This is a genomic window from Shewanella sp. 125m-1, from assembly GCF_052977065.1.
This window is the reverse complement of the sequence record NZ_JBRILT010000022.1, coordinates 1-24,354: the sequence shown is the minus strand read 5'-3', so window position 1 is coordinate 24,354 and position 24,354 is coordinate 1. Positions and strand designations below refer to the sequence as shown.

Genomic DNA, 24,354 nt, shown 5'->3' with positions numbered 1-24,354 from the left:
TTCCTATTGCAGAGCAATAGATAGCGATACATTCCCCGCCAAAAATTCCGACTCTTTAGCGATAAATCTCGGCTTGTTATCACACCTCAAGAATTTCGTGAGTTTGATCAAACTAAATAGATATAAAGTCATGAACCGATTATTCTTTTTGCTAACGTAATGTGCTAATTTGATTGCAGTAATTATCGGTGCAATGAATCTTGAACCTTTCTAGATTAACCTCGATTCGTACCAAGATTGATTCAGAAGTGATGACCTAACAAACGAGCTTAAGCGAGTAACACAAGGGAATGTGCTAGTGATCTCAGAGCAAAAACAACGCAACACAACTAACTTCTATAACATGCATGCGGCTAAACTTGCTGAGCAGTATGACTCTAAAACCTTTAAAGAAGTCCATGCTAGTTGGTTTCATCACTTAGCCGATATCTTCGTGTCTCACAGAAAATCCAATCAAACGCCGTTACAAGCCTCATTAAGTGAGCAAGCCTGCTTAACTCATATGAGAGGTAATGTAAGAGTTAATGTGTTAGATATTGGCGCGGGCTCAGGCCGAGATGTTAAATACTTCGCAGAGCAGGCATCCGAGCAGCAAGCCGTAACTGTGTATGCTGTCGAGCCCGCACATGAACTGGCTGCAATAGGCCAAAAACTTACTCAAAGCCTTAACGTCACGTGGTTACAGGATTCATTACCAGAGCTTAACGCGCTCGCCACATTAGATACGTTAGCTAAAACGGATGCGCTAGTTACAACAGGGCTGCGTTTTAAGCTGATCCTACTGAGCGCCGTATGGATGCACATCCCTGCATCAGAGCGTTTACAATCCTTGAATCGATTAACACAACTACTAGAACCTACAGGCAAGCTGATCATCACACTACGCCATGGCCCAAGTGGCGATGAGCGAGAGATGCATCAAGTGAGTATTGCAGAGCTTGCAACAATGAGCGCTAAAGTGGGGCTGACAATAATCGATAGTGTTACGGCAGAACAAGACAAGTTAGGACGAGCCGAGGTGCATTGGGAAACCGTTGTTTTACAAAGATCGACTATCACCAAGGAGCCCCCAACAGGCGAGGTTGTTTCACTAAGTGATAACGCTAACGCCTTATTAGGTGAAAATGTATGAGATTAGATTTTGCACCTCAAGTAGATGCTCAACTGCAAGTTGATTTCATTACCTATTTACAGCGTTTATTGGTGGAAGGCGATTTTGTCGCTACATACAAATTTGCACTGCTACACGCACTTGCTGATATCTGTATAGAGCGACCACTACACAGTGATGTGACAGCAAACCTGCACGATACATTAGACAGCGTTATTACCATCGATGAGTTAGTAGTGAAGTTCATCGAGCTATATTGGCAACACTCGCTGCCTTATCACGGCGTTGATAATAACCCCTTTATTCTTTTACAAAATTCCGGCGAACAATCTGCATTGGTCAGAGATTTAGCGGCATTTCGTCAGCAAGGCATACGCACGCTTAATCAGCTAAAACAAAATGCTGGCTGGAACAAACTGGTGAGTAAAACCCGCAATACATTTAAACAAGGGCCGCTTTGGCGTTTACAGCTTCTTTCGGGTAAAGAGGAATGCTTTTACTACAGGCACGATAAGTCTCAAAAGTATATTGTACTTAAACCAGGTATCGCCTTTTGTTTTAGACGTTTTTACGACCTTGTTGTATCGCTTTCAAGAACGCACTGGACACAAAAGGTCAGCGCCTTTCCTGCAAACTATGCGGTACTTGGTGGTAAAGGCAACTTGTCAGATTTTTTATTTGGTAGCGACCGGAGCTCGATTATTAGTGCAAGACCCGTATTTGAACAGATCCAGCAAGGAAAGTGCTTCTACTGTAATAAGCCGCTAAAAGAGAGCGAACATAACAAGGCCGAGGTCGATCATTTTATCCCGTGGGCGAGATACCCCAACGATCTAGGGCATAATTTTGTACTAGCGCATCGCAGTTGCAACAATGCCAAACGCGACCACCTAGCAGCGCAAGAGCACAAAGATCGCTGGCATGAACAAAACATCATTCAAAATGAAAAACTGATCACAACAGAACTCAGCAACTACTTTGTGTGTGAAAGTGGCCGCTCAGAGGCGATTGCCGCATGGGCTTATCAGTTAGCGCTGCAAAGTGAATCATCTTTGTGGCTGGCGGGTAAGCAATTTGAAGCTGCGATTAATGATGACAAGGTTCAGCTGACTTAGTTGGGTTTAGAGGTCGATGAAAGTTGGCGAAGAACATAGGGATAATTCACGTGAAGCGGTTAGCTTTAGCATGTTAATGCCCCAAAACGTGTTTGCCTTTGCGTAAAGGTGGAACTAATCGCCTCCAGCGGGGGAATGTGCAGATACTGCTGAGGCTCGCTGCGAGCACGTCCTTGTGAGCTCAACGAAAACGTCCCTGTTTTCGACGGCCTCAGCCGCATCTACACTGGTAATTGGTGCCTTCATTTGGGCCGTATAGGTTTGAGTACTAGCTTGGAAATAACCCAAAGTTGGTTAGCCTTCAAATGAAGATTGATTACATTTATTTTTGGGTTGGTGTTATCAAGTAGAGTTTTTGAACTTGTTGCTTCGTAGTTATCAATCGCCTCCAGCGGGGGAATGTGCAGATACTGCTGAGGCTCGCTGCGAGCACGTCCTTGTGAGCTCAACGAAAACGTCCCTGTTTTCGACGGCCTCAACCGCATCTACACCGGATAATTGGTACTTACATTTGGGCTTTAATTGTTCGGCTTACAACTTGGAAATGCCCCTTTCCAAGTTAGTGCCAATATGAGAGCAAGCCGCAGTAACTGTTTTTGCGATACTTAGGCTAATGGAAAGGTAAAAAGTAAGACGCGCCCCATTGGTTGGCTCTGTGACTTAGGTATGTAGAATAGTGGTAAGCAAGAGGGTATAGTTGCATATCAATTCACACAGGGAGCGTGAGATTATGCCACTACAATCTTTTGAAGATGCGATGAATACTCGTGTGCCTGACAATAAAAAACCATCTGTCCTACTGGCGAACGGCTTCTCACAAGCGTGGGATCATACAATTTTCAACTATAAAAACCTGCTTAACGGAGCGGATTTTGGCGATCGTGATGCAGAGATAAGGGAAATTTTTACGAAATTCGATACATACGATTTCGAACAAGTAATGCGTGCTCTAGAGGCTGCCGAAGCTGTCTGCGAAACTTATGGTATTGATACTGCAAAAATTGATGAAATCAGCACAGACCAAGAGCAACTAAAGAATTCATTAATTGATTCAATTTCTGATACCCATCCAGAAAGGTCAAGCCATGTTTCAGTAGCACAATACGAAAAAGCTAAACCATTCATCCTAGAATTCAAAAACATCTTCACTCTCAACTACGACTTATTGCTTTACTGGATAGTCAATAAAACTGAGATCGATCCAGCTGGCTACCGTACAGGTGATGGGTTTAGTTTTACTACCTGGGAAAACCGATCAGATCAGAATGTCTTTTTCGTTCATGGCGGCCTTCATCTCTACGACACCGGAACCAAAGTTAAGAAGCACACATTCAATGACGATTTTGATGTCAGTATCATAGATAAGGTTCGCGAGAATCTAGATGACGGCAAATTCCCTTTGTTTGTTTCAGAGCCTACTAGTTCCAAGAAATTGGAACGCATCAAGCACAATTCATACTTGAATGACTGCTATAAAAAAATATCAAAACTCAAGGGAACGCTATTCATCCATGGCCATTCAATGGCTGACAATGACAAACACATATTTGATCAAATTAGTGAAAGTGAAGTAGAAAAGGTATTCGTAAGCATCTTTGGAGATGAAAATTTAAAGGCGAACCGTGAAACCATGGCTAACGCTAGACGCTTTGTTCATGCTGATGTTGAATTCTATGATGCATCAACAGCACCTATCTGGGCTTAATGTACGTTTACGGTCCCTTGATTGAGGAGCCGTTTTGTTGTCCGTAGTTCAATGATTGTCCTGTAATGGCTGGAGATAATATTAATGGCAATACCAAATACTATCCTAAATGCCACAGAGTTGTTGAGGTCAAGAAGATAACCATAACCTTATGAAATCAATTTTGATATGGTTTATTTTTCATCAGTAAATTTGGGCTTTTCTCGATGTATCTTGTCTATCAAGAAATGCATTCCAAGTACTGTAGTTGTCATGATATTACACACAACGAAAAGGTAGAATGTAACACATATGACTTTTATTAAAGCATGAAGATCAGCTGTCCAATATGAAATACTCGAAGCCGATAATTGTATGAACCCACCAATGAAGTACATTGCTATGCTCATAAATGCTAAGTACCCAAATAAGTATGTTAGAAAATTTCTTCTCGTAAGGGGGATGCCTTTGAGCTTAGGAGGACGTCCCTCCATTTTTTCATCCATACCTTCTCTTTGGAAAGTAGCCACAGCGGCCATAGATGCAATATAGAAGCCAGATAATATCTGTAGTATGCCATTAACTAGACTTATCAAACTGTCTTTGCCGATCAGTGCTATTGGCTTAGGGAGGTTAAAAATGATAATACTAACAAGCACAGCAAGAATCGACGGTATGATAATATCAAACCATCGTTTCTCAGAGTGTTTAATTCCTATGTAACTCATAGGCTTGAGTAGTTTATCTAACATTTTTATTGCTTTTCCATTTTTTTAAGAAGAGCTATCATTTTCACTTTAAGTTTATCATGTATTTTGACTTGGCACTGAGCTATTGGCTTATCAAATGTTACAAGCGAACTCTTCGCAAACATTTTCTCCCCAATATTTTCTTCTCTAGCACCAACATCTAAAGTTGATGAGCGCTTGCTATCAGCTTTGTATCGAATCTGTAAACGTGTGTATTCACGTTCTTGTATGGTGTCTCTTGCTTTATTGATCAAAGCCATTGCTTGCTCACCACGACTTCGTTTGACTTTGAGCACAATGCGTTCATCTGCAATTTTAAGTTCACCTTCTTCATCAAGAGCAGGTTGTACACCCGTTTTAACAGCAACAAAACCACTAATTGTTCCACTTTTCAATAGCTGTTGTAATGTTTCATTACCATTGTGCTTCAATGTGATTTTAGGACGACACTGTAATGGCTTTTTCGCATCTGGCTTTTCGAACTGTCCACCAGCACATTCGTTTAACATGTGTGTTAGTCCAGCTTCAATCACAGCTCGACTAATTCCTGGAACCTCTTCTAAGACAGCATCATGAAACATACTTAACAGTTCACTGGTGGGTTTTCTACGAATAATCAAGTGAGCTGAAACAGAAATGCCTTCTCCATCTTGCTTCTCTTCGGTTCTAGTTGCGCCAGTTTCAGTATGGGTGAAAGATGGGTCTGAGGCATTTTTATCTGCATACTGAAACAACATAGTGATCTGGTCGTCTTCAGGTACAAGTTTGTAGAGTCTTAGAGTGATGCTTTCTTCTTTGGTTCGATGAACGGCTTTATTTTCTTCAACCAGCTTTTGCAGCTTAGGTAAGATCATATCTAACTTATAGTTAGGTGCATCATCAGGGATCTTCCCTATGGCAAAAGTGCATTCCAGTGCGAATCGTTGGTATTCCTGTAGCAGCATATCATCAGCTCTATTTCTAATATTAAAATCAATTTACACTACGACATTATAACTATCAATAAGTGCATGTGTTTGTTGTGAAAGTTATGAGGTTCTGGTGATTTTCTGATAGTTCATAGAAGTATGCGAATAAGTGGGGTCAGCGAAGTAAGCGGGGTCAGTGTAAACTTTAATTGATAGCGATACATTTCCTAATTCCACTCCCCATTCTTAGACCCTTTGCACTAACGCATTTCTGTCCAGAAATGAGTTTGTAACATCTGAGGCCGCTAATTCAGATAGATGAATAATCAGATGTCGATGCGGCTGTGGGCTTAGGTTTCAAGGATGAAACCGCAGAGCGGCCAAGGACGGCTTTATAGCGTCCCACAGAAGTAGTGACATGTGAGCTTACTACGAGCTGTTGCCTTTCTTTGTGGCCTCTGTGTCCCAATAACATCTGTGTTTAACGGCCAGTTCGCTATCCCTAGCTCTCGCTTAGTAGCACATGGCTTCGCCATATTCGCCGTGGTAAATGGCTATTGTTCATTAATTAGTTAGAACTCCTTACTTCAAGAAAATAGCCAATTTGTGTTGGCTATTTTCTTTTATCACTATCTCTATTTTCAATCGCTAATCACTAAACTCAGTCACTAAAAACCAGCGAATCTAATACTCCCATGCCGCTGTGCACGCCGCCTTCTGTGGTGCGGGCTGATTTACTTCTGATCAAGTAACCTGCGTAGGCTTTTTTGTCGGTCGCTTGATCTTCTAAATTTTCACCGGCTAACCTTTCAACGTCTACTTTTTCAACAGATAATTTTTTAACATCAATCGCTGCTTTGCCGTCGATATGAACGGTGAACATGCCTATTTCGCTGATTAAGTCATCGACTTGATGTAACTCACCTTTGCGAACGGTTAACGCGGTTGTGGGTCTTGCTGTTGGGTGCAATCTTCGCATAAGTGACCAGGCTTGATATTCGCTGGGGCTGAGTTCCATCAGCTTTGGCTGTATATCATCACTAAATATGCAGTGGCCGCCACCTTCGCCTTGGTTTTTAAGTACCCAATCATCAACGCTGCTTTGAGATATTAAGGCTGTGCTGTCTTTGGTGACGGGGCGCATTTCGCCAAGTAAGCCTTTAACGGTTTTGGCCTCATCTAGGGTTAAACCAAATTGGGTGAGGGCATCGGGCGCCATAGAAGACAGTAACATCTGTACCCGTTTGCTGCTGGCAAGCTGTTGGCTTACGGTGGCGTTTACGGCTACTCGGTGTTTTTCGATAAAAATTCGAGTTTGCATTAATGCTTCGCAGCATACGCGGCTGATGATGTCATTAGCATGATAATCACTATACTGATAGCCCGCGCGCAGATATACAGTATCGATGGGGCCGACACCTTCTAATAACAATCTGTGATTTTTACCGGTTGAGAGTTTGTCGTGCAATTCGCGAAAAGTATGTCTGACCGTTCTAATCCCTTTAGCTTGTAGTGCATCTTCAAGCAGATGTTGGTCGTACACGTTGTCTTCGTTTTCTTGTACCACCATCAAAAATACCGGCGGGGTATTTTCAATGCTATCGATAACGTTATCTGTAAACTCGTGTTTAATCTTAAACGTCGCGTTGGCAATACCTCGAGATAAGCGTTCTATGGCCTGGTTTGCGACAAGCTCAGTGCCTTGATGGCTTGACCACTGCTTAAATTCATCTGGCCATTGCTGTTGTAGGTATTTATGTAATTCATGGACTCTTTGACCAAATGGTCCCATACCTGCGGCGATGCCGTTGAACTCAATGAGCTTAGGGCCTAAAGCGGCATCATCCATAAAGTCGCTGCGCATAATTAATAGCGGCAATCGTTTAGCGCTGCTTTCATGGGTACTTATTTCATTAGCGCTATTTCCACTAGTAGCGTCGCTGTGCTTGTCGGCATTATTTGAATCACGATTTTTAGAACGGCTATGGCAACAGTTATTAGCGTTATCGGGGTCATGGATTGCATCATGCATCTCGAGTAAGGCTTTAAAGAAAGGCTCGCCTGAGGTGATTGGCGCGATAGCATGACTTAAAAATTGATGATCTTCTGATGCGAAGTGGACTAACTTACCTAGCAGGTTGACCGAAGCGACTAAGTGTTGAAAACGTTCACGGCTAATGGCGGTTGGCGTAAAGCTAAATGCGGTGTGAGACGCTGAATAAGGCGTAGTTTTAATTACCATGCCATGGGTTATCGCCCATTCTATAGCGTCTTGTGAAGCTTGTTTGGTCGTGTTGTTAATCATGTTTGCCACCCGTAAGGTTTTTGATTTTAGCTGTGAGTACGCCGAATTTAGACATTCGTGCGTGCATTTACTTTGGCACGTTAAGCTGTGATGTGTATTTTAAATTGCTGCAGTGATGTCAGTTTAAAAGAACAGTTTAAAAGAACAGTTTAAAATTTGCATACAGCGATAGATAAATCAATACATACACAAATAGATAAACATGGGCACATAAGGGTAGAGCATCAAGGCATACACTGACGTCATGCAGGCGTACTACACAGGTGCAATATCGCCGTTATAAATTATCTACCTCATACACAGGTGAAATAGGTTAGCGCAGTACACTAGAGCATTACCCTAGAACAGTACTCTGGCGTGGTACATTGGCGCAATACTCAAACCTGTACATCCGCGATATAAGTTTACTCTGTAGGTGTTTTCGTAGGTGTTTTAGCTCTGACTTTTATTTTAATATATATTTCGACCTATATCGAAATGTAGGTTTGTGGTGTTAACTTGTCAAACTAAATTTCGATAAACGTGGAATTGATTGTAATCAGTAAAGTGCTTTGTTTCGGTTGATACTTTTGTCAGAGAGAGTAAGTTAATGATACACAGCAGTTTGTATTATCATTTGGCATTTTTATCTGCACAATCATCTGCTATTTGGCTGTAAATCAGCTGTTATGTTTAACTCTTGGCTCAAGTTTTTAGCGCTGTTTAACAAGAAGTTTTCGCTACTAAATGGACGTTTGGTAATGCAGTGTCTATAAAACAGTATGAGTAATTTTTTTTATTACAAACCAAGTTGTCGATATCGTACTAGGGAAATTTTTATGAAAAACAAAACATCTAGTTTATTTTTAGGTTTTACAATGAGTTGTAGCGCACTAACCTTTGGTCTTGCCTCTGCTCAAGCTGCCCCTGCAGCAGACTGTGCTAGTTTGGTAGGTTGTGCTGAGCGGAGTTGTAAGATTGAAGCCTTAATTGTGAATGCAAAAGCTAAAGGCTACGACAAAATGGTGGCTCAGTTGCAGTCTTCGCTTGAGCTTGTTAAAGCGAATTGTACTGATAAAGGCCTTAAGAGTGATTTACACACAGAAATTGCAGCAGTGCAATTGCAACTTGAAAGCTATCAGGATGAATTAAAAGCCGCAAAAGCGGCAAATAAGCTCGAGCTATCTTATAAGTATGCGCAAAAAGTCCTAGCTGAAAAATACAAGTTAGCGCAGCTCAAGCAAGAGCTAGCAAGAATGAGCAACACAGAAGTAACGAAAGAAGTAACTGATCAGGCTACAGAAGATGCTAATCAAATAATTGAAGCTTTTTAAACTTAAGCCTTTAAAATCAGCGCTTCTACAACTTAAGCTGCCCTGTAAAAATATGCCCCTTAGTACAAGGGGGATTATTTTTACAGGGCAGTGTTATTTTAAAGGTCAGCCTCAACTCCCTGCCTCAACAATCCACCTAAAGAAGCGATAGACTACAGCTTACCTTACGTATTTATTCTTTATCTTGTTGGTCGATAAAGTCCTTAAACTCAATCTCATATAAGCGGGCTAACACTAAGGTTACTGCAAAGATGATTGGGCCATAGACTAAGCCAATTAGACCAAACAGCTGTAAACCACCGAGCAGTGAGAAAAATAGCAGTAGGGTGCTCATCCCTGTATTACCTTGCATAAGCCAGGGTCTGAGAAAGTTATCAATTGAGCCAATCACCACTACACCCCAAACAATCAAAAATAGCGCCCATTGCCAGTCACCGGTGATGAATAAATAAATCGAGGCTGGCAGCCAGATCATCGCGGTGCCCACAAACGGAATAAAGGACGCAAATGCCATCATGGTGCCCCAAAATAACCCCGAGAACCCGGCTAATGCCATTGCGATGCCGCCTAACGCGCCCTGGGCTAACGCAGTAAGAAATGCACCTAACACGGCTGACTTGGCGACCACACCGACTTCATTGAAGATTAGCTCTTCTTGCGAGCGAGATAATGGAATGATGCGGCGGGTATTTTTGATGATTTTTTCTTGATCTCGCAAAAAGAAAAATAATACGAATAACATCAAGCCAAAGTCTAAAACGGTATCTGCTATATCGCCGGCAATGCCGGTACTGGCACTTAACAAGCTACTACTTAGTTGGGTGACTTTTCCTGCAGCTTGTTGCACGAGTTCATCAATTTTAATGGTGTCAAATGGCAGCCACTTATTTAATAAGGCCATTGCGCTCTGAATAGAGGGGTGAGAAAGAAAGCTTTTGGCTCCCCCTTCAGTCAGCCACTGATAGGCATTACTCATAAAGTTAATGCCCTCGTTCATTATCGCCATTGCCACAAACAGTAATGGCAGCAATACCATCACTGTGACCAATGTACATGAAAACACTGAAGCCAGATTGGGCCGGTTAGGCATACGTTGCTGAATGCGTGCGTGAAGAGGGAGAAATAATATCGAGACAATAAACCCCAGTACGATGGCGCCTAAATATGGCTCGACCAGTAAATAGCAAACATAGAAGGCAATTGCTAACGCAAATAGTAATGCCAAGTGGTGCGGTTTGAGTTTAAGGCTACTCATCAAAAAAGCTCCCAAATAAAAGCAAGGTAGAGGGTTAAAGATTGATTATGGGCTACAGCAGCATTTAGTCAACGCTAACAATGGCTTCTGTTACTCTGCATGTTTGCTGAACTCGACGGTTATGTTTCGTGACACTGCAGCCTTGTAACGGCTGTGTGCTACTGATTTGCATCGAGTTTATGGGTGACTTTTACTGATTTGGATATAAAATCATATTCCTGCGTCATAACTTGTCGTAGCTGTGTATTAAGCTAAACCCACTGCAAATTTTGAGAACATTTGATGCAAACCAATATTCCGCGCCAGCTTGCAATGCTTGAGCAAATACCCCGCCAACCAAGACGGATCTCGGCCATTGCTCTGACTGAAAAACTTAACGATCGCGACTATGACGTTGGCATACGAACGGTACAGCGAGAGCTAAAAGCGATGCACGATATGGGGCTGTTTGGTTTAGTGCTTGATGATAGGTGTAAGCCTTTTGGCTGGTCTATTGCCGCCTGCTGGCGTGGTCTTAACTTAACCTTGATGGATCAGCATATGGCTTTGGCGTTTCATACGTTAAAGCATAGCGCTAAGCAATTGTTACCGCCGCAAAGTGTAAAGCAGCTGACGCCCTATTTTGAGCGTGCTGATCAGGTGTTGGGGGACGATCCTGATAACCCCTGGCTTTACTGGGCTTGTCGAGTCGCACAGTTACCTGAGCCTTTGCCTATCTCTTACGCCGAACACGATCCCAAGTCACTTGAGATAGTGCAAGAAGCGCTCTTGAGTAAACGCCAAATAGCCTGTGAAATTCAGCGATTTATTAAAGGTAAAAGCTATTGGATTGACTACCGACCGATTAATGCTGAAGGAATAAAAATATCGGGGGGCGTGATTATGCTGGCCTTTACGGTAGGCACGTCTCACACAAAGCGTTATGCAAAACCCATTAATTTGCTGCGAAATATTCGTTTACTTGAAAGTACCTCTATTACCCGTGATGATTTTGATATTGCGCTGACTGGCGAGGCGAGTAAAACCACGCCGATTAACATTGAGCTGCTTCTCTCGCCGTCTGCAAACCTTATTCAACGTAATGCGCGTTTGAGTGATGATCAATGTATTGAGCGTTTAGAAAATGGCTATTACCGCCTTAGTGCCAGCGTGGATGATACGCCCAAATTACGCGAATTTTTATGGGGAATGGCCGACAGTGTTGAGGTGATATCACCACCTAAACTTCGCGCTCACTTCACCCTTTTAATTAATAAAGTAAACATGCGATATCAAAACGCTACGACGGAGTCTGTCGCAGCCGCAGGTTAATCTCTTTGGCACTTGTTAAGGTCAATACCAAGGATATGTCCTATGTTCGATATGATTACTCAAAATAGCCAACCCCCTCGCATAGCGGTATTTGGCGTAGGTGGCTGTGGCTGTAATACCATAAACCAACTCAGTCAGGCATCTTTAGGTGACAACGTGCAACTGATTGCGGTGAATACCGACGCACAATCTTTGGCAATATCGGATTGCAGTACGCGTCTGCAGATAGGCCTTGAGGCGACTAAAGGGCTGGGCGCTGGTGCTAGGCCTGAAAGAGGCCATGAAGCGGCTAAGGAGTCACAAGCGCAGCTAAGGGAGCATATTGAACTGGCTGACATTATTTTTATTACTGGAGGCATGGGCGGGGGCACTGGGACTGGGGCGATTCCGTTTATGGCCTCTGTTGCCACAGAGCTCAATAAACCTTTGGTGGCGGTCGTGACCACACCTTTTAGTTTTGAAGGGCATCAACGAGGACAGCTTGCTAAAACGGGCGTAGATCAGTTGATGCAGCATGCCAATGCGGTCATTGTGTTGCCGAACGATAAATTAATACAAACCCTTGATAAAAACGTGAGTATTACTAACGCTTTTTATCAAAGTAATCGCATTCTTCAAGATGTATTGCAGGGGCTCACCACCACCATTAGTCAGTCGGGTTTAATTAATATCGATCTTAATGACTTTATCGAGGTCATAAGCCATCCCGGTCGCGCCGCGATGGGAGTGGCTAAACAAATGCCAGGCGAAGATCTTCAGCTTACAATCAGTAAGGCGTTAAAAAATCCACTACTAGAAGATATCGCACTTTCTCGGGCAAAAGGTGCCATTGTTAGCGTTATGGCTACCGAGAATATTGAGCTTAATCAATACAACAGTATTGGCGAAACCCTGCTGCAGCAGCTCGATCCTGGTGCCTTAGTCATTATTGGCTTAACCATAGTGCCAGAACTTGAATGTGAACTAGAGTTGATGGTAATCGCAACGGGAATGCAGGAGGCTAGCGGTTTGCTAGAAGCTCATGAGACACATGAGATAGAAAAAACAGAAGAGATAGAAGAATTACCGCAGAAGAAGGTGAACCCACAGCCACATAAAGATCGTTTTGCCTCATCTGAACTACTGAATCTACATGATTTTTTAAAAGAGAAGTCGGCTCGAACAAACCATTATGATCACCTTGCATCAGAACTTGAGATCCCAACCTATACCCGCAACAGAAAACTAAGCTAGCTTAAGTTGAGTTAAGTTGAGTTAAGTTGAGTTAAGTTGAGTTAGGTTATCTGTTTATCGTCAGCAACAAGGCTTAAACAAGATAACCCCTTGCGGGGTTATCAATTTCGGTAAGCTGAGGTGGTAAGTTTTAACAGCTTAGCAAAGTCGCATTAATCTACTTTTACGAAATCACTTTCACGAGCAAATTTAATGGCGTCGTCACATAATACGACTTGTTGTGCTTGATTAGCACTTTGAAATCTAGTCATGTAAGCATCTAATGCTTGGCTAGTTTCTTTAGACATGATCATCTCTTCAATGCCTGCATTTCTATGAGCCATCATAGACTGACCAACAATAGTGCCTTCAATTTGCATATCATGTTCAGCGTAAAACGATGTGCAAATCATCAGACTTGCCATGCCAAGAGCAGTATCTTTGTCAAGGTTTTCTGCACTAGCAGTACCTGCGAATAAACAACTTAGAAGACCTGCAATTAGTACTTTTTTCATTACGGTAACCCTTTTTATCATTCCAATATTAGATAAGTTATCTAGATGATATTACATAGCATTTCTATTGATTTTGGGCTGCTATGCACTTGTTATTGAGGCTATCATGCAGTTATCGCTAGATATGTGATACCGCGCTTAATATGCGGGTTTCGATTCGTTTTTGCGTGGTTTATCACGCTTGAAATGCCTTTTTTACATGTAAAAAAAACTAAAAACGCCAATGCTATCTAGCCTGTTGATTTTATGTACTATTCATTGAGTTCTGCCAGAGGATGTTTTTATGCCGCAGAAACAATTACTGCTATTTGCGCTAGGCATTAGTTGATAATATGCCGCGGTATTTTGTGGTTTCGAGGTAGTCAATGCAGCTTAGGCGACATTCTGTTCAGTTTGGTTTATTGCAGGGGCTCTTTTTCTGTAATAGCGCGCATTTGTGCGATCAAGGTTTAACGATTAACGGTACGCTTTATTCGTATCCTGAGATAGATAAAACGGTGGAGGTAAAGCGAGGCTGGTTTACTCAAACATTGGTTTGGGGCGACAAGCACTTTAACTTTTTCCACTTGGTTAATTGCAAACCTTTGTTTAGATTAGCGCTTAATAACCGCCTTGAGTTTTGCCGCACGTCTCTTAAGCTAAGCTTCGATAACGTGCTGGTGGACATTGCCGCTTTTGATCGCGCTTTTGGCCAGCATCAGCGATTCTTACGCGACTCTGACAAAAAACGTCTACAGCACCAATTTCAACACTCACGAGAGGCTTTTGATCTGGTTGAGTATTTTACCACGCTAGGGTTTGAGGTGAGTCAACTCAATTGCCGTCTGGCAAAGTTTATCAAGCAACCCGATCTCTTTACCGCAAAATATAATCAATGGTGGCAAACTAAACAGTTGCAAGCCCATGGGCCGTTATTTGACACACTTGAAGCGCACCCGTTAACTCAGTTGCAGCGCCAAGCTTGTGTGATTGATGAAAACAACACCTTAGTGATAGCGGGCGCGGGGACAGGCAAAACCAGTACGCTGGCGGCTAAGGCGGCTTATTTAGTGAGTCAAGGTTTGGCTCGGCCTGAAGAAATATTAATGTTGGCCTACGGCAAAGACGCCAGAGTAGAGCTTGAACAACGTGTGAGCAGTATTGCAGCGCTTTGTGAGCCTAGTGCTGTAAAGATCAGTACTTTTCATGCCTTGGGTAAAGAGATCATTCAGCATGACTTAAATCGCTCGACACTTGATCAAGTACAGGTGTCTGTTCTTGCTAGCGATGAAAAGCAATTCACCCAATTTATTGATCAACAGATTGACGAGATTGTGGCCGATCCACACATGGCCGATCCAGTAGCCAATTACTTTGGCCGCTATCTTTACCCGCAAGTTAACGAACTCGCATTTAAGTCTGACGGACAATATCGAGCTTATCTTAAAAATAATGAAATCAGAGCACTGTCGGGCGATCTGGTTAAAAGCTTTCAAGAGCTCGCTATCTGTAATTACCTTTATATCCACGGCATTAAATTTGAGTATGAGCCAAAGTACTGCGTGCCTGTAACAGAGCCGGGTAGGTGTGTTTATCAGCCTGACTTTTATATTCCTCAGCTCGATGCCTACTTAGAGCATTTTGGCATTGATAAACAGGGCAATACTCGCCCAGATATCGACAAAGTCGCCTATAACCAAAGCAGGGAGTGGAAGATTGCGCTGCACCAACAGCACAATACCTGTTTGTTGCAAACGTTTAGTTGGCAGGCCGATATTGGTGAGCTAGAAAAAAGCTTAGAAGAGCAATTGTGCGAGCGCTGTGAACAACTCGGCCTGAGTCAAAGTGAGGTGTTTAAACCTATCGCTCCAAATGTACTGTTTGCTCAGGTTAAAGCCTTAGGCATATATCGAAATGTTAGTCGCTTAATGGCAAGCTTTGTCAGCTTGTTTAAGTCATCAGGGATGACTTTTTCTAAACTTGAAGCTTTGAAACTGCCAAAAGCTGACACGAAACAATCAACCCATTATAACCAGGTGAGATGGAAAGCGTTTTTGCATCTATTCAACTGGGTGATTACGCGTTATGACGCGCACCTCACTGCCAATAACACCTTAGATTTCTCAGATATGATCGCCAAGGCGTTAAAAGTGGCTCGATGTAGCGATTTTCATCAGCAAACCGCTGAACGTTTCCGCTACAAGTACATCATGGTGGATGAGTTTCAAGATATCTCGCTTGAACGCGCCAATCTCGTTAAAGCGTTAAGGGATGCAAGTCCTGGTTGTGCACTTTTTTGTGTGGGTGATGACTGGCAGGCTATCTATCGTTTTACCGGCAGCGATCTCAGTTTAACCACAGAATTTGAACGCACATTTGGTACCACTCAAACGATTACCTTAGATAAAACCTTTAGATTTAATAATCAGATTGAAAAGGTGGCATCACGGTTTATTCAGGCAAATCCCGTTCAGTTGAAGAAGCAACTTACCACCCATAGCCAGAGCGATAATCCTGAGGTTTGTTTACTGGTTAATGATAAACAAACAGCCTTAGAGCAAGCTTTTGCAAGCATCACTGAAGCAACGAGTAATAATCATGCAAGTGTGATGCTGATTGGCCGCTTTAAAAGCTCATTAAAAGCGTTAAGTCGCTGGCAAAAACAATATCCTCAGCTTTCCATTTCAGCTATGTCTGCCCACGCTTCAAAAGGTAAGCAGGCTGATTTTGTTATTGTGCTGGATGTGAATGACGATAAATATGGCTTCCCATGTAAAATTGATAACGATCCGATTTTAGAAACCTTGTTACCAACACTCGATAGCTATAAAAACACCGAGGAGCGGCGACTGTTTTACGTTGCGTTATCACGCGCTAAGCAAACGGTTTTTGTGCAAGCTGAGCTAGGTAAAGAGTCGACATTTGTTAGGGAACTTCGTGCTTTTGGCGAGGATGTGCGCTGCTATTTAAGCGATTTAGCGCCTATGTATAACGACTCCTTGTGTTGCCCACAGTGTGGTGAGGGTAAACTTATCCCAAGAGAAGGGCGCTTTGGCCTGTTTTATACTTGCTCGCTGGGTAAAGAGTATTGTGACACTAAGATAGAGGCATGCTCTGTGTGCAACTGTGGCCCAATGCTGCGTAATGACACTCACCATTTTTGTGGCTCAGCAGGCTGCAACCATCAACTTCAAGTCTGCCCAGAATGCCTTTCAGGCAAGCTTATAGTACGTAGCAATAGTAAAAACGGTCAGTCATTTTTAGCCTGCAGTGGCCATAGAAAAGGTGATAAAAATAGTTGTCAGTACACCTGCAATGCAGCAACCCCCTTAAACAGCCATGTTGCAGCAGATGTAACGACTCACGCTGTCGATAAAGTTCAGCGAGATCTGGCTTAATATGGGGCATCACTTGCTAAAACTGTAATTTGCTCAGTTAAAGTGCTAATTTTTCTTCTGAAAAAGTACATCTTGCATAGAATTTGCTACATTGAATGACATAGCTAAAAAGCTGTGCCTTAGCCTTTGGTTTATAAAGCACAAAACCCGAGGAAAGATTTAAAATTAAAATAAATTCAATATATTGGATATATTGGATATTGAGGCGAACTTTTGGTAAATAAGTCGTGATATTGTTGATGAAGATCGCCGTTATTTAATAGGGAGATAAATAACTTGAAGCATAAAACTAATATTAAAACCAATGTCATTTTGCTTGCAAGCTTACTGGTCGCAAGTTCACTCCAGGCAAAAGAGCAGGCGACTATTAGCAACGATATCACCGGCGTAGCGGGGGTAATGCCCCAAGAAGACCTGTATAAGCTGACGATATTTGATAATAATTTTGTCTTACCTGTTTATCAAACTCAAGCGGCAAATCAAGCTTACTATGCTCCACAAAACCCAAATAAAGAAGATATCAGCAACACCAATGTCCAGTTTCAGTTCAGTTTAAAATACGGTTTAGCCAATAATATATTGACTGATAATGACGGTCTTTATATCGCTTATAGCCAGATTTCTAACTGGCAAGCTTATGACAAGTCGGCTTATTTTAGAGACTCACAATACCAGCCTCAGGTATTTTGGTTTTGGCAGCACTCTGATGAAAGTGATCTGTGGCAAAGCACTAGCGTTGGTTTTGAGCACCAATCAAATGGTAAAGGTGGCGTGTATGAAAGAAGCTGGAATCGCGTTTACTTAGAGTTTTCACTAGCGTTGAGTGATATTGAGCTTAGCATCAAACCTTGGATTAGAACTGACTTTTCTAATACTGACTATAACCCTGATATTGAAGACTATATGGGTTATGGTTCGGTCAAAGGTGACTGGTACTTTGGCGAACACCAAATTAGTTTGACCTTACGTAACCTGGTAGAAAGTGGCTTTTCTAAAGGTTATGAGGAGCTCAGTTGGCGTTTTCCAATCTATAAGGGGCTAAAAGGTTACTTAAAGCTGCAAAGCGGTTATGGCATGACCATTTCAGATTATAACCATTTTGATAACGCTGTCGGTATTGGTATCGCGTTTTAAGTGAATAATGATGTTATGGTCAAATAGCGGTAGGCTTGTTGCCGCTTAATTTGGCTGGTTACTCACCAGTATGTGCGTGCTGGTGAGCTAACTTTTCTATTTATTCTGCTGATTATTCTTTCTGACGAATAGCGCTAACTAAAATTGCTGATATTATTTCTGATTAATGTTGCAGACTAATGTGAGTCATGCCTTCTGAGAAAAGGCGGAGATCTAGTATTCTGTCATTATTGTTAGGGGCTTTAGGTGCAGTATTTGCTTTACCTAATAGTTAATAATTATTACTTAATAGCAAATAGCAAATAGCAAATAGCATAAGACAGAGCCAAACCAAACCAATCTTTCTACATTTTCCTAGGCCTAAAAATGAACGAGTTTACCAGCTGGCTAGAATCTAAAAGGCTTAAAGATCAAGTCGTTAACCCCAATATTGAAGTTGGGGAATATTCTTATTATTCAGGTTTTTATCATGGTAAGTCTTTTGAAGATCAAGCTGTGCGCTATCTGCTCGGTGATGGCTCGACCATAGATGTATGGGAAGCGGGAGTCTTTGGCGAAGTCGATAAGTTAATTATTGGAAAATTTTGCTCAATCGCTTCTGGAGCATGTTTTATGCTTGCTGGTAATCAGGGCCACAGACTCGATTGGATCTCGACTTATCCCTTCTCGCGTGATGAGTTTGGTGAAGGGGTGTGCACCGGCTTTGAGCGTGCGGGTAATACGGTGATCGGCAATGATGTTTGGATTGGCTCAGAGGCGATGATCATGCCTGGGGTTACCATTGGTGACGGCGCAGTGATTGGCGCTCGAGCGGTGATCAGTAAAGATGTCGCGCCTTATAGTGTGGTGGTTGGTAATAACAAGTTAGTAAAGTTGCGTTTTACGAGTGACTCGATAGATAAGTTATTAACGTTGAAATGGTGGGATTGGCCGCTAGCAAAGCTTAAAGGCGCAATGCCAATTTTATGCAGTGGTGATATTGACGCTTTATATCAATATCATTTGGAACAATCATCTTAATTAATTTTATGTAATCACTTAAGCGCTTATTCACTTATTCAGTGAGTTATTTATTTAAACCATCACTATTTCAAACTATCAATTATTCAAGCGTTCACTTAAGCAATCAACATAAATCACGCAATAAAAAATGGCGCTAACGTTTAGTTTAGCGCCATTTTAATATGCAGTTTACGGCAACATTATTGCTGCCGTTCACCCCGATCCGCTTAAGCGTTTTTCTTGGCTTCTTGCTCAGCTTGACTCGCCATGTACTCATTAAAAGTACCTTGGAAGTTTATAAGCTTCTTATCTTTTACATCTATGATGCGAGTCGCTAAAGATGATACAAACTCACGATCGTGGCTCACAAAAATAAGCGTGCCTTTGTAGTCTTTAAGCGCATTGTTCAACGCTTCAATCGCTTCCATGTCCATGTGGTTCGTAGGTTCGTCCATGACAAGTACGTTGATATCCATCATCATTAACTTACCGAATAATAGACGGTTTTTCTCACCACCAGAGCAGTTGCGTGCCTTTTTGTTGATATCGTCTTCAGTAAATAGCAAACGGCCTAGCATGCCACGTACCATTAGGTCGTTATGCTTTGGTAAGCGCCACTGCGACATCCAGTCAAATAGAGTTAGGTCATTATCGAAATCTTTGCTGCTGTCTTGCGGGCAATAACCGATAGAGGCATTTTCAGACCATTTGATTACGCCCTGGTTGTTTTGCAGCTCATTAACCAAACAACGTAAGAAAGTAGACTTACCGACACCGTTTTCACCGATAACCGCAAGCTTAGCGCCAGCTTCTAGGATCAGCTCGCCAGCTTGAAATAGCATTTCGCCATCAAAGCCATGGCCAACATCTTCTAGGATGAGCGCTTGACGATGCATTTTCTTGCCTTCATCAAAACGCAGCGATGGTGTCATACGGCTAGACGATTTGACTTCATCAAGGCTGATTTTATCAAGCTTCTTTGCACGAGAACTTGCTTGTTTGGCTTTAGATGCGTTCGCACCAAAACGGTTAACGAAGTCTTGCAGCTCGGTCATTTCAGCGCTTTTCTTAGCGTTACCAGCTAATAATTGCTCCTGGATCAACGAAGAAGCTTCTAAGAAGTACTCGTAGTTACCTGGGTAAACACGTAGCTCGCCGTAATCGATATCGGCCATGTGCGTACAAACAGTGTTTAAGAAGTGTCTGTCGTGCGAGATGATGATCATGGTGCACTTACGCTTATTCAGCTCTTCAGCCAACCAGTTAATGGTGTGAATATCCAAGTTGTTGGTTGGTTCGTCAAGAAGCAAGATATCTGGATTTGAGAACAGTGCTTGTGCCAAAAGTACACGTAGCTTCTTACCTGGAGCGACCTGGCTCATCAAGCCAAAGTGGAACTCTTCATCAATGCCTGCTTCAAGTAGAATTTCGCCTGCGCGACTTTCTGCACTGTAGCCGTCCATTTCAGCAAACTCACTTTCAAGTTCACCCACTTTCATGCCATCTTCTTCAGTCATGTCTGGTAGTGAATAGATGCGCTCGCGTTCTTGCTTAATTTCCCACAGCTTAGCATCGCCTTGAATAACAGCATCGATAACACTGTATTGTTCGAATGCAAATTGGTTCTGGCTCAAGGTACCTACTTTTTGGCCCGGAGTAATTGAGACGTTACCTGAGGTTGGCGCAAGCTCGCCACTTAGGATCTTCATGAAGGTGGATTTACCACAACCATTTGCGCCAATTAAGCCGTAGCGATTGCCGTTACCGAACTTAGCGGAAATGTTTTCGAATAATGGCTCTGGGCCAAACTGCATCGTGATGTTTGCGGTAGAAATCAAAAGAGTATCCTGAGTGATTAATAAAACGTGAAAGCCAAAGACGTAAACAGGTTACGGAGAGTAAACCTGCTATAGAGACAAAACAGCCGCGGATTATACAGAGGTAGGTGCTTAGATGTCGAGCAATCATGCAAGCTAAGGCCTGATATTTATCTTGTTTGAGCTTGCTTTAATGAATAAATGCCAGCGCAGAACGATTTGATTGGGTGATAAAGGCTTTTTGTTGTTATTATTAAGGCATTGTTTTGACCAGCGCTATGATTGGTCTGCACTTCTGATTAAATGATTATCATTTTATCGGTGCGTGCACTTTATATTACCTGCGATATTTGGACGTCCCATGATTGAACATCAACAGAATAACCCGCTTCACGGCCTAAAGCTTGAAACCATGCTTACAGAACTTGTGAAGTTTTACGATTATAAAGTGTTGTACGCAGCACTTAAATTGGCATGCTTTAATTTGAATCCGAATATGGAGTCGTGCGTTAAGTTTTTGAAAAAGACCGAATGGGCGAGGGAACGTGTAGAAGCTTTTTACCTATACCGTTTTAAGCGCATGCCAAAAGGCAACGAAGCGCAAATGGAGTTAAAACCACGGGAACGTGGTTTCGCTGATGGTATTGTGCCGCGCAAACCTGAAAAGTTAACCGTGGAACTTGTTGCAGAGATGCGTGCAAAGGCTATGGAAAACTATAAGGAAATGAAGAAAAACGGTCCAAGTCCACGTTACGGTAAAGATAAGCCGAGAGCAAAAGATGCTTACTCGCAAAACCGTAGTAGTGACAAAAAGCGTCCATCAGCGTCTCAAGACCCAACTAACCCTTGGGGTAAGTAACGTACAGTAATTTATTGGCGTAATTAACACTTTTAGTTGAAAGGGGAGTTTCTTAAGGAAACTCCCCTTTTTTATAGTGTATCGATTTTAAATTTAAGCATCTGCTAGGGTTTGCTTATAGAGCTCTGCGGCTTTATCTTGACTTTGTAGATTGCATAGGTGTGCTACAAGCATCGTTCATTTGTCTGGTTATGCGTTTTATGCATAGTGTTGTTTATCTTTATTCATTTGCCTCATGAAAGACAAATAAGTAGCATGCGCTTCCTTTTTGTCTAAGCCGTGTTGATCCATGCGTTCACAATCGTTAATTGCGCAACTTATGCGTTTGTCTGCCACATTAGTTTGTACCCTTATTTTAATTAATTACTGCCAACCTCTACTTGATGCATTTAGTCTTAATGCAACAGACGTTGGTTGTCATCAAATGCCACAGAATGCTGATGGGCAACCTACTAAGCAGGTTGTGCAACCATGAGCATATTTAGATTTCCTGCTTTAGTTTGGTTAGGTATTGGGATCCTGATAATCAGTTTGGGTATTCGTCAGTCCTTTGGGATCTTCATGACGCCAATATCAATGAGCTTTGAGGCTGGCCGTGAGTTTTTTAGTTTTGCGATTGCATTGCAAAACTTGCTTTTTGGCATGTTCCAACCTTTTGTTGGGATGGCGGCAGATCGGTTTGGTTCTAACAAGATCATTATGTGTGGTGCACTCACATATGGTTTGGGCTTATTACTGACCTCAATGTCAACCAGCAGCGAAATGTTCTACTTCTCTATCAGTATGCTAATTGGTTTAGGTTTAAGTGCCACGAGTTATGTTGTGGTACTAGGCGCTGTCGCAAAAGTGGTGCCGGCTGAGCATACGGCGAAAGCGTTTGGCTTAACAACGGCTGCAGGTTCATTTGGTATGTTTGCGGTGATCCCAGGAGCCCAAAGCCTACTTACTCACTTTGATTGGCAAACGGCTTTACAGGTATTTGCCTTGCTGTGTTGCGTGATGTTGGCTTTTGCTTCTTTTATGAAAACAGCAAGAAGCACTCCAAAAAGTAATGAATTAGCCGATACTCAAACTTTATCTGAGGCGCTCAAGCAGGCTTGTACTAATCGAAACTATTGGTTAATTCACCTGGGATTTTTTGTGTGTGGATTTCACGTGATGTTTATTGCGACCCATCTTCCTAGCTACCTAGCAGATAAACACCTTGATAGCTCAACTGCGGCGCTAGCTTTGGCCTACGTGGGCATATTTAATATCTTCGGCTCTTACTTTTGGGGCGTGATGGGGGATAGGTTTAGTAAACGCTACGTTATGAGTGCGCTCTACTTTGTGCGTACAGCTGTTATTGCTGCATTTGTGACTTTACCCGTTACCGACAACACTGCCGCTATGTTTGGTGCAGCGATTGGTTTCTGTTGGTTAGGTACTGTGCCTTTAACATCGGGCTTAGTTAGACAGATTTTTGGTGCTCGTTATTTATCGACACTTTATGGCCTAGTGTTTTTTACTCATCAAGTGGGTAGTTTTTTAGGTGCTTGGGTCGGCGGCCGAATATATGATTATTACGGCAGTTATGAACCTATTTGGTGGAGTACCGTAGTTTTAGCGTTTATTGCAGCTTTACTGCATTTACCTATAGATGACAGACCGCTTATACAAAATTCACTAGCCGTGACTCGTTGAGCGCCTTTATTGAGGTTTGCTTTGCTTATGTATAGTGAAGAGCGCAGGCCTAACGTTGAACGCATAAATGGCAAAACGATAGGTAAAACGCATAATATAAGTGACAACCGCAAGCCAAATTGGCCAAAAGCTATAATAGAGAGCAGTCTAATGAATAAATTATCACAAGGTTTAGCCGTAAAAAGGGGCCTTAAACATCTCCCTTTGTAATTGTTTTACTTAAAAATTGGCAAAAGTGCTTAAACGCTACTCGAATTGGGTAGCAAACAACCGCTTGGAAGTTTATTGTGTTTTTTTACTTGCAACAATTACGGTATCGCCATACTATAGCGCTCGTTCCAAGGCAACAGCCAAACGGACAGCAAGAACACAGTCGCGGGATGGAGCAGTTTGGTAGCTCGTCGGGCTCATAACCCGAAGGTCGTTGGTTCAAATCCAGCTCCCGCAACCATTTTCTTGAACAGTACAACCGTAGCTCAGTTGGTTAGAGCACTACCTTGACATGGTAGGGGTCGGTGGTTCGAATCCACTCGGTTGTACCAATTCTTTTATAGAAGAATTAAATCATCTATTATCCTGTCGCGGGATGGAGCAGTTTGGTAGCTCGTCGGGCTCATAACCCGAAGGTCGTTGGTTCAAATCCAGCTCCCGCAACCAATACAACCGTAGCTCAGTTGGTTAGAGCACTACCTTGACATGGTAGGGGTCGGTGGTTCGAATCCACTCGGTTGTACCAATTCTTTTATAGTAGAATCAAAAATCTATTAGTGTTAACCGGATGCGGGTTAGAGCAGCGTTAAAGTTACTCAGGCTCAATTTTCTTGTGTAGAACATGGCGAATTAATTCCTCCAGCTTCTATAAAGAGAAGTTCAGTTTTCTAAAACAATTCTTTGTAAGTAGAATTAAAACAGCTTTCAGCGTTTATCGGACGCGGGATGGAGCAGTATGGTAGCTCGTCGGGCTCATAACCCGAAGGTCGTTGGTTCAAATCCAGCTCCCGCAA

The 24,354-nt window shown here is 42.4% G+C and carries 17 protein-coding genes and 5 tRNA genes; 16 read left to right on the top strand and 6 right to left on the bottom strand.

All coding sequences use genetic code 11. The features are described 5' to 3' along the window. Positions 1–298 precede the first annotated feature (298 nt). The 3 genes from ACVBIK_RS11440 to ACVBIK_RS11430 all read left to right on the top strand — a co-directional run bounded on the left by ACVBIK_RS11440 (position 299) and on the right by ACVBIK_RS11430 (position 3,931). Positions 299–1,132, top strand: coding sequence for a class I SAM-dependent methyltransferase (locus ACVBIK_RS11440; protein WP_447169713.1), 834 nt, complete (start codon positions 299–301; stop codon positions 1,130–1,132). After that, positions 1,129–2,226, top strand: a complete 1,098-nt coding sequence (locus tag ACVBIK_RS11435) for an HNH endonuclease (protein WP_447161921.1) — start codon at positions 1,129–1,131, stop codon at positions 2,224–2,226. Before ACVBIK_RS11440 ends, ACVBIK_RS11435 begins: the two co-directional genes overlap by 4 nt. Positions 2,227–2,956: 730 nt before the next feature. Continuing rightward, entirely contained in the window at positions 2,957–3,931 is a 975-nt protein-coding gene (locus ACVBIK_RS11430; protein WP_447169712.1) for a DUF4917 family protein, read from the top strand. A gap of 173 nt (positions 3,932–4,104) precedes the next feature. Here ACVBIK_RS11430 and ACVBIK_RS11425 read toward each other — a convergent pair whose 3' ends face one another. From ACVBIK_RS11425 to ACVBIK_RS11415, 3 genes are all read right to left on the bottom strand, one after another. After that, a complete protein-coding gene (locus ACVBIK_RS11425) occupies positions 4,105–4,662 on the bottom strand; it encodes a hypothetical protein (RefSeq protein WP_447169711.1) in 558 nt (185 codons plus the stop codon). A gap of 2 nt (positions 4,663–4,664) precedes the next feature. Then, the gene (locus tag ACVBIK_RS11420; RefSeq protein ID WP_447169710.1) at positions 4,665–5,603 is read right to left on the bottom strand and encodes a hypothetical protein; all 939 of its coding nucleotides are present in this window, start codon (positions 5,601–5,603) and stop codon (positions 4,665–4,667) included. A 625-nt stretch (positions 5,604–6,228) separates the two neighbouring features. Continuing rightward, positions 6,229–7,872, bottom strand: coding sequence for a glutathione synthase (locus ACVBIK_RS11415; protein WP_447169709.1), 1,644 nt, complete (start codon positions 7,870–7,872; stop codon positions 6,229–6,231). 761 nt (positions 7,873–8,633) lie between these two features. On the opposite strand from ACVBIK_RS11415, the gene ACVBIK_RS11410 reads away from it, so the two are divergent. Continuing rightward, a complete protein-coding gene (locus ACVBIK_RS11410) occupies positions 8,634–9,185 on the top strand; it encodes a DUF1090 family protein (RefSeq protein ID WP_447169708.1) in 552 nt (183 codons plus the stop codon). A gap of 172 nt (positions 9,186–9,357) precedes the next feature. Here ACVBIK_RS11410 and ACVBIK_RS11405 read toward each other — a convergent pair whose 3' ends face one another. Then, complete coding sequence (locus tag ACVBIK_RS11405) at positions 9,358–10,440, bottom strand: AI-2E family transporter (protein ID WP_447169707.1); 1,083 nt, start codon at positions 10,438–10,440, stop codon at positions 9,358–9,360. A gap of 282 nt (positions 10,441–10,722) precedes the next feature. On the opposite strand from ACVBIK_RS11405, the gene ACVBIK_RS11400 reads away from it, so the two are divergent. Further along, complete coding sequence (locus tag ACVBIK_RS11400) at positions 10,723–11,751, top strand: helix-turn-helix transcriptional regulator (RefSeq protein ID WP_447169706.1); 1,029 nt, start codon at positions 10,723–10,725, stop codon at positions 11,749–11,751. A 42-nt stretch (positions 11,752–11,793) separates the two neighbouring features. Then, complete coding sequence (gene ftsZ / locus ACVBIK_RS11395; protein ID WP_447169705.1) at positions 11,794–12,984, top strand: cell division protein FtsZ; 1,191 nt, start codon at positions 11,794–11,796, stop codon at positions 12,982–12,984. 152 nt (positions 12,985–13,136) lie between these two features. Here the strand turns inward: ftsZ and ACVBIK_RS11390 are convergent, their stop codons facing one another. After that, the gene (locus tag ACVBIK_RS11390; RefSeq protein ID WP_447161912.1) at positions 13,137–13,478 is read right to left on the bottom strand and encodes a hypothetical protein; all 342 of its coding nucleotides are present in this window, start codon (positions 13,476–13,478) and stop codon (positions 13,137–13,139) included. 365 nt (positions 13,479–13,843) lie between these two features. Here ACVBIK_RS11390 and ACVBIK_RS11385 point away from each other — a divergent pair, with 365 nt between their 5' ends. The 3 genes from ACVBIK_RS11385 to ACVBIK_RS11375 all read left to right on the top strand — a co-directional run bounded on the left by ACVBIK_RS11385 (position 13,844) and on the right by ACVBIK_RS11375 (position 19,009). Further along, positions 13,844–16,855, top strand: a complete 3,012-nt coding sequence (locus ACVBIK_RS11385) for a UvrD-helicase domain-containing protein (RefSeq protein ID WP_447169704.1) — start codon at positions 13,844–13,846, stop codon at positions 16,853–16,855. A 276-nt stretch (positions 16,856–17,131) separates the two neighbouring features. Next, positions 17,132–17,989 (top strand): phospholipase A, encoded by an 858-nt coding sequence (locus tag ACVBIK_RS11380; RefSeq protein WP_447161910.1) that lies wholly within the window; start codon positions 17,132–17,134, stop codon positions 17,987–17,989. A gap of 366 nt (positions 17,990–18,355) precedes the next feature. After that, positions 18,356–19,009 carry a CatB-related O-acetyltransferase gene (locus tag ACVBIK_RS11375; RefSeq protein ID WP_447169703.1) on the top strand — a complete coding sequence of 218 codons (654 nt, stop codon included), beginning with the start codon at positions 18,356–18,358 and terminating at the stop codon, positions 19,007–19,009. A 209-nt stretch (positions 19,010–19,218) separates the two neighbouring features. On the opposite strand, the gene ACVBIK_RS11370 is transcribed toward ACVBIK_RS11375, so the two are convergent. Continuing rightward, a complete protein-coding gene (locus ACVBIK_RS11370) occupies positions 19,219–20,829 on the bottom strand; it encodes an ABC-F family ATPase (protein WP_447169702.1) in 1,611 nt (536 codons plus the stop codon). 340 nt (positions 20,830–21,169) lie between these two features. Here ACVBIK_RS11370 and ACVBIK_RS11365 point away from each other — a divergent pair, with 340 nt between their 5' ends. From ACVBIK_RS11365 to ACVBIK_RS11335, 7 genes are all read left to right on the top strand, one after another. Beyond that, a complete protein-coding gene (locus tag ACVBIK_RS11365; RefSeq protein ID WP_447161907.1) occupies positions 21,170–21,667 on the top strand; it encodes a VF530 family protein in 498 nt (165 codons plus the stop codon). A 471-nt stretch (positions 21,668–22,138) separates the two neighbouring features. Continuing rightward, positions 22,139–23,350, top strand: a complete 1,212-nt coding sequence (locus ACVBIK_RS11360; protein WP_447169701.1) for an MFS transporter — start codon at positions 22,139–22,141, stop codon at positions 23,348–23,350. A gap of 374 nt (positions 23,351–23,724) precedes the next feature. After that, a tRNA-Met gene (locus ACVBIK_RS11355) sits at positions 23,725–23,801 on the top strand. A 14-nt stretch (positions 23,802–23,815) separates the two neighbouring features. Next, a tRNA-Val gene (locus ACVBIK_RS11350) sits at positions 23,816–23,892 on the top strand. Positions 23,893–23,930: 38 nt separating this feature from the next. After that, positions 23,931–24,007: transfer RNA gene (locus tag ACVBIK_RS11345), tRNA-Met, on the top strand. Positions 24,008–24,009: 2 nt separating this feature from the next. Further along, positions 24,010–24,086, top strand: a tRNA-Val gene (locus tag ACVBIK_RS11340). Between the two features lie 194 nt (positions 24,087–24,280). After that, positions 24,281–24,354 (top strand) — tRNA-Met (locus tag ACVBIK_RS11335).

What these genes read in the sequence shown, in the direction of transcription:
- ACVBIK_RS11400 (WP_447169706.1), top strand. Translation starts at nt 10,723, where the DNA reads ATGCAAACCAATATTCCGCGCCAGCTTGCAATGCTTGAGCAAATACCC.
- ACVBIK_RS11420 (WP_447169710.1), bottom strand. Translation starts at nt 5,603, where the DNA reads ATGCTGCTACAGGAATACCAACGATTCGCACTGGAATGCACTTTTGCC.
- ACVBIK_RS11405 (WP_447169707.1), bottom strand. Translation starts at nt 10,440, where the DNA reads ATGAGTAGCCTTAAACTCAAACCGCACCACTTGGCATTACTATTTGCG.
- ACVBIK_RS11365 (WP_447161907.1), top strand. Translation starts at nt 21,170, where the DNA reads ATGATTGAACATCAACAGAATAACCCGCTTCACGGCCTAAAGCTTGAA.
- ACVBIK_RS11430 (WP_447169712.1), top strand. Translation starts at nt 2,957, where the DNA reads ATGCCACTACAATCTTTTGAAGATGCGATGAATACTCGTGTGCCTGAC.
- ACVBIK_RS11360 (WP_447169701.1), top strand. Translation starts at nt 22,139, where the DNA reads ATGAGCATATTTAGATTTCCTGCTTTAGTTTGGTTAGGTATTGGGATC.
- ACVBIK_RS11385 (WP_447169704.1), top strand. Translation starts at nt 13,844, where the DNA reads ATGCAGCTTAGGCGACATTCTGTTCAGTTTGGTTTATTGCAGGGGCTC.
- ACVBIK_RS11425 (WP_447169711.1), bottom strand. Translation starts at nt 4,662, where the DNA reads ATGTTAGATAAACTACTCAAGCCTATGAGTTACATAGGAATTAAACAC.
- ftsZ (WP_447169705.1), top strand. Translation starts at nt 11,794, where the DNA reads ATGTTCGATATGATTACTCAAAATAGCCAACCCCCTCGCATAGCGGTA.
- ACVBIK_RS11435 (WP_447161921.1), top strand. Translation starts at nt 1,129, where the DNA reads ATGAGATTAGATTTTGCACCTCAAGTAGATGCTCAACTGCAAGTTGAT.
- ACVBIK_RS11375 (WP_447169703.1), top strand. Translation starts at nt 18,356, where the DNA reads ATGAACGAGTTTACCAGCTGGCTAGAATCTAAAAGGCTTAAAGATCAA.
- ACVBIK_RS11390 (WP_447161912.1), bottom strand. Translation starts at nt 13,478, where the DNA reads ATGAAAAAAGTACTAATTGCAGGTCTTCTAAGTTGTTTATTCGCAGGT.
- ACVBIK_RS11415 (WP_447169709.1), bottom strand. Translation starts at nt 7,872, where the DNA reads ATGATTAACAACACGACCAAACAAGCTTCACAAGACGCTATAGAATGG.
- ACVBIK_RS11410 (WP_447169708.1), top strand. Translation starts at nt 8,634, where the DNA reads ATGAGTAATTTTTTTTATTACAAACCAAGTTGTCGATATCGTACTAGG.